At 50.0% G+C, this 16,390-nt stretch carries 13 protein-coding genes; 2 read left to right on the top strand and 11 right to left on the bottom strand.

Going from position 1 to position 16,390, the window contains the following annotated elements:
- The 7 genes from A9165_RS11510 to A9165_RS11480 form a co-directional block, all read right to left on the bottom strand.
- Window positions 1-939: a glycosyltransferase family A protein gene (locus A9165_RS11510; protein WP_065955978.1), complete on the bottom strand. Its 939-nt coding sequence runs from the start codon at window positions 937-939 to the stop codon at window positions 1-3.
- Between the two features lie 91 nt (window positions 940-1,030).
- Complete coding sequence (locus tag A9165_RS11505; RefSeq protein WP_065955977.1) at window positions 1,031-1,621, bottom strand: DapH/DapD/GlmU-related protein; 591 nt, start codon at window positions 1,619-1,621, stop codon at window positions 1,031-1,033.
- A complete protein-coding gene (locus A9165_RS11500; protein WP_065956017.1) occupies window positions 1,621-2,844 on the bottom strand; it encodes a TIGR03087 family PEP-CTERM/XrtA system glycosyltransferase in 1,224 nt (407 codons plus the stop codon). The genes A9165_RS11505 and A9165_RS11500 overlap by 1 nt, the downstream gene beginning before the upstream one ends.
- A gap of 25 nt (window positions 2,845-2,869) precedes the next feature.
- A complete protein-coding gene (locus A9165_RS11495) occupies window positions 2,870-5,341 on the bottom strand; it encodes a CehA/McbA family metallohydrolase (protein WP_176714624.1) in 2,472 nt (823 codons plus the stop codon).
- A 13-nt stretch (window positions 5,342-5,354) separates the two neighbouring features.
- Entirely contained in the window at window positions 5,355-6,629 is a 1,275-nt protein-coding gene (locus A9165_RS11490) for a glycosyltransferase (protein WP_065955975.1), read from the bottom strand.
- The gene (locus A9165_RS11485; protein WP_065955974.1) at window positions 6,616-7,584 is read right to left on the bottom strand and encodes a polysaccharide deacetylase family protein; all 969 of its coding nucleotides are present in this window, start codon (window positions 7,582-7,584) and stop codon (window positions 6,616-6,618) included. The genes A9165_RS11490 and A9165_RS11485 overlap by 14 nt, the downstream gene beginning before the upstream one ends.
- Before the next feature lie 69 nt (window positions 7,585-7,653).
- Entirely contained in the window at window positions 7,654-8,679 is a 1,026-nt protein-coding gene (locus A9165_RS11480) for a phosphotransferase (protein ID WP_141686159.1), read from the bottom strand.
- Window positions 8,680-9,130: 451 nt separating this feature from the next.
- Here A9165_RS11480 and A9165_RS11475 point away from each other — a divergent pair, with 451 nt between their 5' ends.
- Window positions 9,131-9,958: a hypothetical protein gene (locus tag A9165_RS11475; protein WP_065955972.1), complete on the top strand. Its 828-nt coding sequence runs from the start codon at window positions 9,131-9,133 to the stop codon at window positions 9,956-9,958.
- Window positions 9,959-9,984: 26 nt separating this feature from the next.
- The gene (locus A9165_RS11470; protein WP_065955971.1) at window positions 9,985-10,911 is read left to right on the top strand and encodes an AAC(3) family N-acetyltransferase; all 927 of its coding nucleotides are present in this window, start codon (window positions 9,985-9,987) and stop codon (window positions 10,909-10,911) included.
- A gap of 1 nt (window position 10,912) precedes the next feature.
- Here A9165_RS11470 and A9165_RS11465 read toward each other — a convergent pair whose 3' ends face one another.
- The 4 genes from A9165_RS11465 to A9165_RS11450 form a co-directional block, all read right to left on the bottom strand.
- Window positions 10,913-12,481, bottom strand: coding sequence for a hypothetical protein (locus A9165_RS11465; RefSeq protein ID WP_141686158.1), 1,569 nt, complete (start codon window positions 12,479-12,481; stop codon window positions 10,913-10,915).
- Between the two features lie 181 nt (window positions 12,482-12,662).
- Window positions 12,663-13,388, bottom strand: a complete 726-nt coding sequence (gene phbB, locus A9165_RS11460) for an acetoacetyl-CoA reductase (protein WP_065956016.1) — start codon at window positions 13,386-13,388, stop codon at window positions 12,663-12,665.
- A gap of 46 nt (window positions 13,389-13,434) precedes the next feature.
- A complete protein-coding gene (locus tag A9165_RS11455) occupies window positions 13,435-14,868 on the bottom strand; it encodes an oligosaccharide flippase family protein (protein ID WP_065955969.1) in 1,434 nt (477 codons plus the stop codon).
- A gap of 20 nt (window positions 14,869-14,888) precedes the next feature.
- A complete protein-coding gene (locus A9165_RS11450) occupies window positions 14,889-16,385 on the bottom strand; it encodes a hypothetical protein (protein ID WP_065955968.1) in 1,497 nt (498 codons plus the stop codon).
- Window positions 16,386-16,390: the final 5 nt, after the last annotated feature.

Here is a 16,390-nt window from a genome sequence, read left to right as displayed (position 1 = left end):
TTAACCTCTACCGGGTAGTAAAAAACGGATCCCGGCCAGCGTGCCTAACGACCGTGCGGAAAAATACACCATATAAAATACAAAGATAAAACCAAAATTTAAGCCATGTCCGGGCAACATAAATAAGCGGGCGCTATACGCCAAAGCAGGTAACATGGCCAATACGGCGGCAGGTAACAACAATGCTGGTTGCCAGATACTGAGCCCTAACATCAGCATAGCCAGCAATACCCAGAACGGCAGTAAGATACTTGGCCATTCCCGTAATGGGACGGTTCTGCCTTGCAGTGATTTAAGGTTATATTCGGAACGCCAGATTTCTTTCTGAAAGGTTTGCCGCAAGCTTTGATCCTCGCCCAAATGCACGTAGCAAGTTGCCGAGGTATAGAATAAGCCACCTAAATGACTCAATTGCTCAGTGTAGTAATAATCTTCGCAGGTTTGCAGCTGTTCAGGGAAACCGCCGACCTGCCGATGGCTGCTACGACGGAGCAATAAATTACGACCGGGCAAAAAACTCACTGTGCAATCAAGAGCGGCATTACTCAGTGCCGTGCGCAACTTTTCAACCTTACCCGGATTGGCAGGTAACGCCTGACAGGCACTGACCACCGCCAGCTCAGGCCGGGTATTGAGCAACAGCAAACAGGTCGCGAGCCAGTCCGGCGCCAGACCAATATCGGCATCAAGAAATGCCAGGTACTCACTGTCGCCGATGTCAGCACCGATATTGCGCTGCTCAGAAATCGTTTTTGCCTCCGGGTGGTACAGGATCTGTAGTTTGGGATGTTCAGGCAATAGCAGTGGCGTACTATTCTTGGTAACCACAATAATCTGCGCAATCTGTTCAGCCGCAGTTTGCGCTAAAATGGAGGCAATGGTTGCATCCAGCATTTCAATGCGCCCAAGGTGGGGGATCACAAAATTCACTGTTGCCATCTGGCGCTTCCCTGACTAAATCACAGTGCGGTAACAAAGTGACAGGATTATAACCAGCTGTAGCACTGGCAACAAGTTAAGTGTCGTACTATCAAGCGTCCGGATAGACTGCTCTTAATACTTTGGCCGGATTACCCGCGGCAATCACACCGGGCGGCAAAGGCTGAGTGACCACGGCGCCGGCGCCGACAATGCAGCCCTGACCAATCGATGCCATCACAATGGCGCCGTTACCTATCCAGCAGTTAGCGCCAATGCTGACTTTTTCAAACACCCCGCCCTGCTCTTTAAAAGGCAGAGTAGGATCAGCGAACTGGTGCTGGTTTTTGCCACTTAGTATATGTACGCCGCTGCCTAACAGGGTATCAGCGCCGATTTGACACAAGCCGATATTACACTGTGGCCCCAGATAAACCCCATCACCAAGCTCGGTGCCCTGCTGCGAAAACAGCACTCCAAACCCGATATAGCAGTCTTGACCACAATGCTGCATTAGCAGGCGATATGCCGCTACCCTCAGATAACTGCCCGTCAGCCCGGGCACCAACGACAATAGCTGTGAAAAGCCGGCAAAGAGCGTGTCGCGGTGACAAAAAGGTTTTAATAACCAATAAACCAGCAAAAAAGGCAGTAGCAGCAGGGTCATCAGCCATAACAGCAGCTGTTTTAACAGGCTTTTCATTACGCCTCTCCCGGTTCTTTTAACAGCTTGCTTAATGGCTGCAACACGCCATCCCAGCTATAATGTTCTCGGATCAAAGTAACTGCCTGCTGGCGTAACGCTAAGCGCAGCGCCTGGTCATCCAGCAGGCGAAAAATAGCTGCAACAAACTCCGATTCAGTCGCTGCCAATAACAGGTGTTGCTCAGCGTGGCAGGCGATGCCTTCAGCGCCCAATGGCGTCGTAACAATGGGCAGACCGCACGCCATTGCCTGCAGGATCTTGTTTTGCACCCCGCGCGCCAGCCGAAAAGGCCCGACAAAAATATCAGCTTGTTGATAGTACGGCAGGATAGAATCGACATAGCCGGTCACAATGACCCCGGGCTGCTTTTCCAGTTGCTGAATGCGCTTACTTGGCTGCATACCGGCAATATAAAACTTTGCCTGCGGATAACGCTGCCTGATCAAAGGCCACATGGTCTCTACAAACCAGAGCACGGCATCTTCATTCGGCAGATAGTCCATCACGCCGGTAAACAGAAACACTGGCGCCGCTGCGACCTGGTCAGCGGCTTTTGGCTCTGCCGGATAAAATGCCTGCGTATCCAGGCCATTTGCCAGCACACTGACCTTAGTAGTATCGCTCAGTTGCTGGCCAAAGAGTTCAACCTCATTGGCTGAGATGAAGAAGCTGTGATCAAAATTACGGTAAATCTGTTGCTCCAGCTGTGCCACCAATTTAGCTTCGCGCCGGTATACCCAACGCATCGGCCAACCGGCCGTCACACTGTATTGTCGCCATTTGTCAGAATCCAGGTCCATAAAATCCATCAACAACAGTGGACGCTTGGCTGATCCCGACTGGCTGACTGCTTTGCTGATATAAGGTGCCATCGCCGAGCTGGTAGCCAGCACCGCCCGTGGTGCCGATGCCTGTACGGCGGTGCTGAGTTGCTGTTGCAACGCCTGACTATAAAAATGCATTTCTGACATCGCTTTGTTGCAACACAGCGCCTTTAGCTTGCGCCACCAAGCAGCAGGTAACGGGGTGGTGATAACCTTAATTGACAGCACTTTCGCCAGTTGGTTGGCGTATTCCAACTCTTGCGGCCGCTCGACAGGGGCAAAAACGGTTAGCTGAAAGCCCTGCTCCACCAGATATTTAAGCTGATGAAAGGTGCGTATTTTTTCACCCTTATCTGCCGGATAAGGCACCCGGTGTGCAACGATCATAATATCCATGTTCTGAAATTCCAAAGTCATCCGGCTAACGGCTGCGCAGCAGCCTGATCGGATTAGTATAAAAATAATGCCACTGACCTTCGGCAGTTTGCATGGCACCGCGGGCGCGCACAACAACGAAGTCACCGTCCAACTGCCCCTGCCAGCTTACCTGATACTGCTGACCACTGCGCTCTGGATAGAGCGGTACGGTTCTGATCGCATCCGGCGTGATCAGGATCAGCTCTAACTTATCCAGCCAGGCCGGATGACCTGAAAAGTCGCGCTCATGCAAACTCAGGTCAATTTTAACCTGATAAGCTTGCCGCGCTGCGACGCTGGCGTCATCGCCGCTATATAGCGTCTGCGCATCAGGGAGTTGCAGTCTGAAATCCAGTTCACGGATAAAGTTGCCCTGAGAGCCATAAAAGCGGCCTTGGCGCAGTGCCTGAAAAATACTCTGCTCTGAATTATCGCTAACAAGTAAGTGGGTACGAGAGAACTGACATGGCCGGTAGTCGAGTTTTTCTGTATGGTAATCTGAATTCGAACTGGCGCCCCAAAAACGTTCGCCCTGTTGCAGCAGACGATCCCACTGTCCTCCGACAACCGCAACTGCCGGATCCCAGCCGTGTACCGTACGATACAACCAATTGTATGAGGCGCCGGCTCTTTGGTGCCCTGGCCCGCCCTCAAATCCGGCCAACAGCTGTTGCTGTTGCCGCCAGAGTTTGACATCCCAAAGATTTTCTTTGGCCGAGAAGTCCTTACGGCTCGGATGATTATAGAACAACAATACACCGGGGAAATTCTGCTCTAACCAAGCCATAGCCTGCAATGCATCTTCACCACTGAGATTACGCTCATTATCGTATCGCTGGCGGAAGCTCTTCAGCAATTCAGCGTTTTCCGTCAGCTGTGGCAACAATACCGATACATGTTCCCGTCCACCCAGCGGCGGAATATTCCATTCCAGGCCACTCAATACTTTTAGGGGGGCATGTTTTTGTCGCGCATTACGAATGGCATCCAGATATGCCTGCTCATTAAACCGCTTGTTACTTAAATCGGTATGATCGGTAAGGGCAATCACATCGCAACCAAATTGCCGGCTTTGCTGTGCCAGCCAATCAATATCACGCGAACCATCAGAGAAACGACTATGTAAATGCAAATCTGCGATCAGTGTCAGCTTTGGCGGCGGTAACCTTTCAATGTCGCTGTTTGTGAACCGTGCAACCGGCTTAGCATCAGCACGATACAAAGATAACGCGGCTAACCGTTCTTCAATGCGGGTTAATAAGGCCTGGGTCCCGGGGCCGTCAGGCCCGCCAAGCGCTTGATTTAACTGCCGCTCGGATAGCCCCTCTGGCAAGTCATGCCAAATCGGCATAAAAGCGGCCTCAAAGTCATCCGTATCCAGTGTAAAAACCTGCTTCCGGTCAATATTACCAAGCTGCTGCACCATCCAAATGCCAGCTTTGTTGGCGGCCATGTCCACAAAGCTAAAACCGCTGCCCCCCGAACCGGCATCCGATAACTCTTTTAAGGCACCAATTTGTATGGCTAATTGCTGATTACCAACCATTTTAATCACAGCAGAGTAGAGAAAGTGCAATGCCAGATCGCGGCGCCCACTCAGCAGCAATGGCGGCAATTCCGGGACCTGCTCCGCACTCACCGTACCGTTACTAAAACGCAGAAAACGTCGATCTGCGGCACTAATGGCAAGGGCCCACAGCGCGGTTGATGCTTCGCGCTCAAAACTATCTCCGCCTCTGTGCATGGCTTCACGCAGCATCTGCTGCAGATAGAACGCCAATTGACGTTGCTCGGGATGCGCTTTTGCCAGCTCAGTTAATACTTCAAAATAGGGCTCCAGCGGCAAAGGTGCGCCCCTACCCTGTAACGTACCCACTCCCAGATTAATCCCGCCCGACACCACAGCGGCGAGTTCGGGACGGATACGCATCGCCTGTTGTTTATGAAAACTGAGCGTCTGCTGCTGTACCCGGCCGCTTTGAAACAGTTCATAAATCAGTTTGTCCTCCGGTGCCTGGATAAAGGCCCACAAGGAGAACCGCATTAGCTGCATCATTAAGCGCCCCGATAACGGCAATTTACCCAGTTTGCAGGACTCAATCGCAAAACCGGCGGGCTGCTCCGCCAGCACGCAGGAAAAATAGAAGATCCGTCCGGAGAACGGTGCCGGCAAACTGCGGGCGCCATGGATCACTAAGCCAAAGTCAGTCAAACTACCGTGAAAGGTAATAGGACGCAGGCTTTGCGTGGCAACGTTAAGCAGTGCATCCAGATGTTTTTCGTCTAACGCCAACACCTGGGTTTGATCATCTGCCACCAGGCGTTGCCAGCTACTTTTCAATAACTGGTGAGATTCCCGCACATCCTGACTACTGATCTTCCGGGGTTGTACACTGCCCTTAATGGTTAGACTGTAAAACAGTATCGCTACCAGCAACAGCGGTAACAGCAACCAGTACCCAAGACGTTTCAACACCATCGTCTCCTTGCTAGGCCACACCCTGTCCGCCTTCAGACAGGGTGACAGAGGTACTTGCAGCGCAGACCTCAGCAAGTAAGGCAGCTAACTCTGCCGTGCGGGAATAGCGCGAATACTCCGCAGCCTGAGCCGGAGTGACCAGCGCAGCCGGAGTTCTTTCATCCAGCAAGCTCGCCAGCGCAGCAGCAAGCTCATCCGCTACCATGGCACAGTATTGCTGCGGATAAGCAGCCAGCGCCCGGGCCGTGGCGCTTTGTGCGGGCGTCATCGCCAGGATCGGGCGGCCAGCACGGATATAGTCGTATAACTTACTCGGGATCTGATTGTTAAACAAAGGCCCCTGTAACAACAATAGCGCATCCGCACTGAGCATTTCTGTTAACGAATCGAGATAACTCACGCCTGGTAAAAACTCAACCAGCTCGGTAATCGCCAGCTCTGACAGCAGAGCCATAATCCCCGGCTGTGCCTGACAACCACGGAAACTCAGCACAAAGTTTTGAGCATTTATCTTACCTTGCTGTTTTAACAGCGATAATGCTCTGAAAATCGGTGTTGGATCCCGGCCATCGCCATACAAGGCACCACTATGTAATAACCGGAACCGCTCAGCGCTAACCGGTTCACCCGCTGCTAACTGCCGGAAATTCTCCTCATCAAAACCGTTTTCAATCACCCGGAACTTGCGCAGTAGCTGTTGTGGATATAAGCGTTGATATAACTTGGCAGCATTGTCTGTGGTAAATACCGCCAGGCTACAGTGTTTAATCGTTTGTTTTTCAATCCATTTCGCCAGGCCGCTGTAGCGCCGGGCGCTAGGGTCATAACGACACTGCAGCGGATCCCGATAATCAGCTATCCAGGGTAAACCACTGCTTTGCTGTAACCGGTAGGCAATAAAATGTGCGGTCGATACCGGGTAGGTGCTCCAAATAACATCGGGTTTAAAACGGGCAATCAGTTTTTTACCGGCTGGGATCGCAGTTAATGCCCAGCTCCACCAGCGATCGGGCACACAACTAAACCCGAGGTACTTGCCGCGCCAGGCCAGATCACGGGCGGCATCAATAGCGGCGCAGCGTTCAACATGCAATACCTCAGGCGTGCCGGCAGAATGATCACAGCGCTCGTAAACCTGCTCTTTAACCGTTAATACCACCACATCCCAACCATAGCTCTGCAGGTACTGGGCAAACTTATAGGTGCGCTGCACGCCGGCGCTCTGACAAGGAGGATAATCCAGCGCCACCATCAGCAAGGTTTTGCGTGTTTCAGCTGGCATCATAATGCTTTCCACTGCCATTTAATAAACTATAGAGAAACCGGCCTTCCGACGTTGGCCACGGCGAGATCCGGCACAAACGATGCGCCTGCTGTTTAAGGTCAGTGTTGCTGCCGGCATTTGTTGATACCGCATAATGAAAGCCCGCTGCCGCCACCATGGCCTGATGACGCTCTGAAAAATCACGGCCATACTGGCCATTAGGATAAGCGAAGCTAACCACCTGCTGCTGCAGGATAGCCTCCAGTTGCTGCTTACTCTGCACGATTTCAGCTAAGGCAACATCGTCCTGCTCCAACGCCAGGATCGGATGATTTACTGTATGCGCACCAAACTCCATACCCTGTAAAGCCATTTCCCGGATCTGCGCCTGGGTCAGAAACTGCTGGGCCGCTGAGGGGGCACCGGCTAACTGCCATAACTGCTTAAGCTCGGTTTGTCGCTCAGCAAGTGGCAAATATTTCAGAGTTTCAATAACCTGCTGACTACAGTACAAGCGCTGCTGATAGGTTTGCAGCGGATACCTCTGGTTGCGAAACACCAACTCACTGCGGGCTAATGGAGCATCAATCACCGCCTGAGCAATACTTTCTTCCCACAGCTGCCCTTCCGCTAAACCAGCAGTAGTAATAAAAAAACTCGCTGTCAGGTTATGTTTTAGCAGTAACGGATAGATATGCTCGTAGCAATCACTGTAACCGTCATCAATAGTAATCACCGCAGCATTGGCCGGCAAAGTCCCCTGCGCTGCCAGTTGCCCCGCCTGAGCCAGCGTGAGCACCGTATAATAACGCTTGATCCAGATTAGCTGCTGCTCAAACTGCTCTGTGGTCAGAGCGGGCTGAAACGTAACCTGCCCTTCAGGTGCCACACGATGGTAGGTCAGAATGGTCAGGCGGTTTTTAGAAAGTGTCGCCAAAATACGCTGGACAATGCGGAATATAACAGTTCCCATCATCGACCACGCTTTTGAACTACAGAAATCATAATCTTTACCTCATCCTTGGTCGGTAGCTAGCTATTTATTTTAACAGTCAAGTAGTTTTTTGAACTCTGCCAGAGATTCTGAATACATCTTACTGTTATAGCGTTTTTGAGGCGAGTATTTCTGATCAGATAACACAATATTAAATATGCGCAACAGTACACATCTGGCCCGAATCAGCCGATAGCTGGCACTGTCAACAACATCTTCTGACAACAAGCCATAACCTTGCAGGAAATGATGATTTAACTGTTCCACTACTGCATGCCGGTAACGGAAATAACCGTGCATTCGCCCCACTTTTTCCATAAAGTTAATCGGATCAAACAAGTTGATGTCGAGCCGATAATCAGTAAAGTCAAGCACTGATAGACTCTGTCGATCAGTGATAATATTGTGTGGTGCAAAATCTCCGTGACAGCCACAGTAAAAAATATGTTCCGGAATAATTTGCCTATCGGCCATTTCAGCCAAGCTATAGAGCTGGTCTGTCATATCTTTTGTAACACCAGGTACCTGTTTGGCTATTAAAGAATCCAGTCTTTCCTGGCAGTAGTCAGCCAATGCGATATGTGAAACAGCCATATCTAAATTTTTTGTCATAAGCTGGAACTGCTTCAACCACATCCCCGCCAGCTCTGCCATCTCAAGTGCTTTTTTAAGTGGTGCTCGTCTTATTAACAGCGCGGCTCCAGAGAATAACGTTTCAAGCTCGCCCCCAATAACCTCTTCTGTTAACAGACTTAATGTTTCGGGGTAGAATTTAACAGGGTTGGGAACGTTTAAACGCGGTGAATCTGCAAATAGCTGATTAAGCTGCCGCATGACTTCAAACTCTGACTTTAGGCCAAGCATAGCCTTCTCTGGTATAGGATGCTGACATAAGGTCTTTAAATACAGAGTGAACGTACGGTCTGAAGCTTTGCAAAGCAGCTTGTAGACAGCAGAAAAAGGCGTATTAAGTTTCTGATAACTTAAAACACAGAAATCTATACCGTAATATTGGGCTAACGTGGCATCCTTTACGACGACTGCAAGCGCGTCCTTCTCGCAACAAAATTGGTGCATGCCCTTAAAACCCTAAAAGCTTATATATTGTGTCTAACATCCGAAGCACTCATAATTGAGTAAACATTGGCGTTACTTTACATTTTTATTGCAACTGATACCAGTAAAGTACAGCTTCCCGCTACCAGAAACTGCTGACAGTTGCTGTGTATAGCGCTATCCTAAGCTTAATCAAAACAAGGACGAACATGTGAACTTAGCATCATTAGTTGACAGGCAACTTATCGTTCACTTCTCTTCTGAGCACGGATTGTTCTGTAGCCGCGACCATTCCCTTTATGAGTACCACTATGCGAGCGGCAAGCGTAAGTTTATCTGCGAACTACCTGCTAAACCCGGCGGATTGCTGTCTGTCATCAAACACAAGATTGCCCGAAGTAGTATCAGGCAATGGTTTAAACCGCATTTAGGTATAGAACATCTGGTCGTAACGACGAAGCAGAACCTAGTAATGGTCTATGACCAAATTTATATCTACTCAAACTCCACTGCTGGCCGTTATGCCAATGTCTGCAAACTACAAGGCCTGACTAGCTTTGCCGGCCCCTTACGCGGTGGCATGGCGCTGCATCCGGGCTCAGATATGGTGTATTTTGGTGAATATCTGAATAACCATCAGTCCGATATCCGGGTGCTTCGAATTGATAGCCAGCAACATGTCGCGACGGTGTGCTGGGCTTTCCCCCGTTCGGATATAAAACATATCCATGCCATCAGCTATGATCCTTACCGCAACCGGCTTTGGATCACGACTGGCGATGCGGACCATGAATCCGCCCTTTACTACACCGACGACGAATTTCAAACCGTGCATAAATTTGCCGGCGGTGATCAGAGCTGGCGGGCGATCAGCCTGCTGTTCTTTCCCGATGCGATTGAATGGGGGATGGATGCTGGTAAAGATGCCCCGGCAAAAGCGATCAATCATATCTATCGCTACGAGTTTGCCAGCCAGCAAAGAGTACAGGTAGCAACTATCGGTAACCCGGCCTATGCGGCAGTTCAGTGTGCAGATGGCGGCGCCTTTCTGGCTACCACCTATGAACCCGGCAGGTTACAGGACACTCCAGAGCAGGCTGCGCTTTGGTATCGCAGCCCTGATGGCCACTGGCAACAAGTACTGGCTCTGGATTACCGGGACAGTCAGATGCCAACAGTCAGCCGCTATGGCATGCTGTACTTGCCTGCCGGTACTGTGCCGGCCAAGCAGTTACTCTTTACCACACTAAACTGTAGCCAGCACCATCTGGCATGCTATAGCCTGAACTGCAACAGCTAAACCTATTAACGATACAAGGAAGCACGATGTTAAATTCGCTAAAACAGCAGCTAAAACGTATTTTGCAACGACTGCAACGCAACAGGGCTGCGGAAAAGCTTAAGCAGCAGGCCAACCATATCAGTGCTGAACAACTTCAACATGACTTACAGCAACTGGGCGTGCAACAAGGCGATACCCTGTTTTTACACTCATCACTGAAAAGTCTGGGTTATGTGGTTGGCGGCCCGGCTACTGTGATTAAGGTACTGCAGCAGCTGGTGGGTGAACAAGGCAATATCCTGCTACCGGCCTACTACCTGCCAGGGGGCACCATTGAAGCCACCTGTCAACTGACAGACTATCAGTTCGATCCCAGGATCCATGGCACTCATATGGGACGGTTGCCGGAGACTTTTCTGCAACTGCCGGGCGTAAAACGCAGCCTGCATCCAACTCATTCGGTGGCGGTTTGGGGAGATCTGGCAGACTATCTGACCAATGGCCATCATCAAGCTCCTTTGGTCTTCGGGGAAGGCTCTCCCTGGCAACGTTTTACCACCTTGCCACAAGCCAAGGTATTAGGCCTTGGCATTAGTATGGGCCCTGTTACCTTTTACCACCTGCTTGAAGATCAGCTTGGCGACACCTTTCCGCTCAATGTCTGGCATCAGGAGTACCGTTTACCCTGTATCGATCAGGATAACCAAATCTGGCAGGTGCCGGTTAAATCCTACAAGCCTGAACTAACACAGCAGCGGATCGATCATCCTTCCAGAGCAGATTTACGGGAGTTTTTCAGGCAGAGTCTGCAGCAAGCCGGTCTCTTGCAGCAGGCTCAGGTTGGAGACAGCCAAAGCTGGTTGCTCCCAGCGGCAGGCTTTCTGACACATCTGCAGTGGCTGGCTGAGCATGGTATTACCGTTTATACCCCTGAAGCGGAGTTAGCGCAAAAAGCGGCCAACTTGCCTTGAGCTAAGCCTCAGCACTCAGCGGTGGCTTTGCAACTGCGCCCGACGTTGAATGGCGGCGTAACCGTTGCGGCTTGGGGTGACTAGTCATTTGCTGCAGCTGATTCAGGTAGATCATTGGCCGGAAAAAATAGAAAAAATCGATAGCCCGATCTTTGCTAAGATGCGAACGTAAACAAGAGAGCAGCGCCCGCGGACGCATCGATACTGTAATAAAATCCGCCTGCAGGATCTCGCCCAGCAAGCACTGATAATTATTGAACTTAGTCGGCAGATTCAGAATATCCCCACTCTCTTCACCAGTCGCAAAAGGCACTGCAGTAAACTCTGGAAAAGCCTGGGCGATACATTGACTGTGGAATTGCCCGGAATAGTACAAGTCATTTGGTAAGGTCATCAGAAACTCAAACACTTGTGATTGCATAAAGGGTAAAAAAGGCAGACTGTGGCCGTTCAGAAAGCGGAAACTGCTAATTGCGATAGCGCGGCGGCTGCGGTTCCAGAAATAAAAGCTTTTCACCGGATTGACATCAGCGGCGTATTTTTCCATTTCATGCTGTAGCCGCTGCAGTAACTGGCGTTCGTTCGACAACCACTCGGGTTTGGCTGCAAAATATGCCTGATAGTAAGCATTAGCGGGCGCGATTTGTTGCAATAATGCTGACCAGTTACGTGCCTGATACAATTGATACATCTGTGCCGTCACAATTTTAGACTGCCCCAGTACATCACCACCAAAGCCGTCTAACACCAGGCCTGGCACCTGACTGGCCAGATACTGCCCGGCCGGATTGATCCAGAAATGATCATAGGTTTCAAAATTTGTCCGGGTATTTTTGTCCCGCTCGGCCTGCACCAACTGCTGCTCTGAATCCAGTGTCTGATGTGGTATCCCCAGCTGCTGACAGAGCGCACGGGCAATACTGACATCCTGATTGCTATGCGGCGACAGCACTCTAACGGTATAACAGCTGGCCAGCTCCAGCTCTAACTGCCGGGTAGTCAACAGAATATGCCGCGAGTCTTTGCCTCCTGTCACCGGGACATAAAGTGGCAGTGATACCGATTTAAGCTGTGCCAACGCCTGGCTAAAGAGTTCCTGGTACCGCGCCGGTGTATGCTGATGAAGAGAGGGTTCAAAGCTTGGCTTGGTTACCGTAAGCCGCTGCTCTGCCGCATTAACCAGTAATTTGAGTTGCCCCTGCGGCCTTAACACACCCTTAAAGGCCGTGTCGCTCCCCAAATAAAAACCCAGCCGTAAGAAGAGTGCGATCGCCTGCTGATCCAGGCTTAATTTGCAATGTTGCTGCAGCAGTGACACCGAATTACTAATCAGCAGTTCAGCGCCATCTTGCAGATAATATAACGGGAAGAGACCAAGGCGGTCGGTACTTAGCGTGAAACTACCGTCTTTTAGTGCCCACTCGACAAAAGCACCGTCATCGCCGCTACCAAGCCGGTAGCCAATAAAGCCCGCGCTATCTCCTTCCAACAGCACTGGACCGTCATGACAACGTAAACGAATTAAAAAGTCTCGCAGGGCACCCAGCTGCATAGCTGCAGATATCGACATCGTTTCACTCCGCGTTAATGTCTGGATCTTGGCTAAGGCGTGCTGCTCTCCACTGCAGCATGTTGCAGCGACCAAACCCAGTTTGAGCTGAGCTTACTGTCGTTAGGTTACGGTTTGATTACAGAAATGAAATACTAAAAAAGCGGCCTGAGCCGCTCTGTATGCGTCTGGTTATACCTACTTAAACCATATATTGGCCACCATTGACTGACAAGGTCGCGCCGGTGATGTACCCGGCTTGCTCAGAGGCAAGAAAAAGTGCGCAGCGTGCGATCTCTTCGGGCTGCCCCAGGCGGCCACTTAGGATTTGCGGTAAGATCCGCTCATTCACGATTTCCGCCGGCATCGCCTTAACCATATCAGTTTCAATATAACCCGGACAGATCGCATTAACGGTGATCCCTTTGCGGGCATTCTCCATCGCCAGCGCCCTGGTAAATCCCAGCTCTCCCGCTTTAGCTGCACTGTAATTTGTTTGCCCAGCTTGCCCTTTCTGACCATTTACCGACGAGATATTAATGATCCGGCCAAAACCGCGCTCGCGCATCCCCTCGATAACGGGGCGGCACATATTAAACAGCGAACTTAAATTGGTATTGATCACGGCTTGCCACTGCTCCAGCGTCATTTTATGTAGCATCACATCGCGGGTGATCCCGGCGTTATTAACCAGCACAGCAACAGGACCAAGCTCAGCTTCCACCCTGGCAATACCTTGCTGGCAGGCAGCAAAATCGCTGACATCCCACTGATAAACAGGGATACCGGTTTGCAGCTGAAAGGCTTCGGCGGCAGCCTGGTTACTGGCATACACCGCCGCAACCTTATAGCCTTCAGCATGCAGAGCTTCCGCTATCGCCCGCCCTATGCCACGGGTTCCGCCGGTGACTATCGCAATTCTTCGCATATTTTTATCCATTATTCACTAAATGTTATACTTCAAACTACCAGCTCTAGCTGCTTGCTCTGCTGCTAAATATCTCTTTAAATAAGCCGTGTTTCGTTAACCAAAGCCACATCAGCCACCAAAATGGCATAAAAGCAGCAATTGACAATACAATCACGAACGCATTACCCAAAGTAAAATCATAGTAATAATTAAACAGCAGTACCGGTAACAAACACAGTACAGTCATCAGCAGGTTCTTCAGTGTCGCTGTTCCAAACTGACGGATGCTCAAACTTACCAGTTTCTTCATCACGACAATTAGTAGCAAAAACTCTATCAAGGCTATAACAACAAAACCCCAGGCAATAGCAACCAAACCTGCTGGGTAGAGTATAAAACAAACTATCATTGCCGCAATGACGTTAAGTGCCTCACGAATAACGACGATATTCGGTAAACCCATTGCAATCATAAAACTCTGAAATTGAAAGTGTATGATCCGCAATGCTGACCATAACATCAGGATACTGGCAATTGGCGCAGCCGCATCCCACTGTTCACCAAATAGAAAACGAATTACCGGCAAACTGCTTACTGACGCTACGGCTAACACGGGTAGCGCCAAGGCATTAAATAAGTAACTGCCCTTGATGTATGCTTCAGATAAATCGCCACCGCTGCGTTTAACAGACGCGACATAGGGTAGAGACACCATACCGACACCCATTCGCAAACCGTCAGAGATAAACTGCACAAACCCATAGCCCCGAGAAAAAATACCAACGTCATAAGTCGTGCCCTGGCGTCCTATTACCATGTCAGGCATGACGTTATAGGCTTTTTTAAGAAACTCTGCTGCCGTTGTACTGACACCAAGCTTAGTGATTTCTGCCAGGTGCGAAAACGAGGGTTTATATTCCATCAACTTTACTCGATAGAGTGTATTCAGCAGAATAAATCTTGCGAAAAAACCGAGTGAATAGCCTAATGCCAGAGAATAATAACTCAAGCCCAATATGATAAATACTACCGTTGACACCAATGTAATCAATGCGCACGTTAACTTAACATTGCGCAAAATACCAAAATCCATTTCTCTGACCAGCAACGCATATGGAATACTTACATAAGGAGAAATAATAAAGGTTGAACACAAAATAAGCATAATTAAGGGGGCGTCAGGCAGATCGTAGAAAATCGCTATGGGTTGGGCAGCAAGCATAATAATTGCCGCTAATCCCCACGACATCAGAATTGTCACACCAAGGGCAGAGCGTATTTTAGCGACACTGATTTCCGCCTCCCGGACAAGATAAACTCCGGCCCCAAGCGCTTTAAATTCGGAGAGAATCATGACCGAAGCGCTAACGACAGCATAGGTACCAATTTCACCGGGGGTCAGCAAACGTGCAACAATCACTGAAGTCAGCAGCGCCATTACCTGCATCAGAAACGACGTTACAGAGGAATTGATGATGGCACTCTTAACTTTATTCATAGATCGCTACCGCATAAGGATTAATCAACATACCTAACCAACTGACCGAGGTAGCTAAGTTTCCTGTAAAAATGCACAAAACTGACCAGCTGTTTTCTATCTGTTATCGAGGCTAAGGCCTGCAGCACGCCTTTTATGCGCAGCCGGGGCCGAATCACCCTATTGTTTAGCAGCTCCCAACTTACCGCCAGCACTAAACGGCTCCACTGCCACCAGCTCAGAGTGTCACCTGGCTGCTCGCTAGCTGCAAAAGGAACGGTCGCCAGGTCGCCGGCAAGCCGCTGTAACACCCGCGAATGAAAACTGCCTGAAAAATAAAGCGCCGGCGGTAAGCTAAATAAAAAGTCAACCAGCTGTTGTTGCATAAAAGGAAAGTAAGCCAGACTGCGCCCAGTCATAAAACGAATGGAACTAATGGCAATGGTTCTTCTGCTTCTGTTCCAAAAATAGAATTGGGCAACTGGATTAACCGTGCCGGTGAAGCTTTTTAGCTCAGCAAGCAGCTGCTCGGCCAGTACTCGTTCATCAATAATAAAGTCCTGATAAGCCTCCGTAAGCCAGCTATTATTATACTGGTTTGGCCTGGCGATAAGTTTGACCAGACGCTCCCAGTCTTCGGCGTGATAGGCGCTGTGCATCTCAGGTGTGACGATAGAAGATTGGCTTAACACATCACCACCAAAGCCATCGAGAACAATACCGGCTGGCCGGGTATCCAGATACCTGGCGACGGGTGTTGCCCAGCTATGGTCACGGGTTTCAAAATTGGTCAGCAGATTCTTCCGCTGCTCACTGCTGATGAGCTTGGTTTCTGCGGCCAGCGCCTGATGCATCAAAGCAGTACGTTGACACAATTGCTGGGCAACCTGCTGGTCATCATTATAATGTGGCGCCAAGACGCTGACCGTATAGCAGCAGTCGGGCTTAAGCCCGGCTTGATGCAAACTGAGAAAAATATGTCTGGAGTCTTTGCCGCCGGTCAGTGGCATATATAGCGCCGCGGTCTGCCCCACCAGCGGTTGTAATGCGTGATGCATCAAATCACAGTACTGTTGCTCAAAGTCGCTATTGTCCACTTGAGACTGCGTCGGTCTGCTAATGCTAAGCTCGAGCCCCCCGGCAGAGACGCTGACCTGCAGTTGACCATTGGGCCGGCATAGCCCCTTAAAGGCCGTACGCTGACCAAGATAAAAGCCTAAGCGAAAAAATATTGCAACTGCCTCGGTATCCAGAGTCAGCGGCTGATGTTGCCGAATCAGCTCAATCGAGTTAGATAACATCAGCTGATTTTCGTGCTGCAAATAGTAAATTGGATACAGCCCCAGCCGATCCGTGCTTAACTGCAGTCTGTTATTCTGAAAGGCCCAGCGGACAAAAACACCGTCCGCATCAGCATCGTCACCCAGACTGTAGCCATAAAAGCCATCAGGCAGACCTGTAAATTCAACATGGCCGTTTAGGACACTTACCTTGATGATAAAATCACCCGGCGTGCCACATTTCAAGGTTGCGGTCATTTACA

Source organism: Alishewanella sp. HH-ZS, from assembly GCF_001704375.1.
Taxonomy (GTDB): Bacteria; Pseudomonadota; Gammaproteobacteria; order Enterobacterales; family Alteromonadaceae; genus Alishewanella; species Alishewanella aestuarii.
This window is presented reverse-complemented; position numbering and strand designations above follow the sequence as displayed.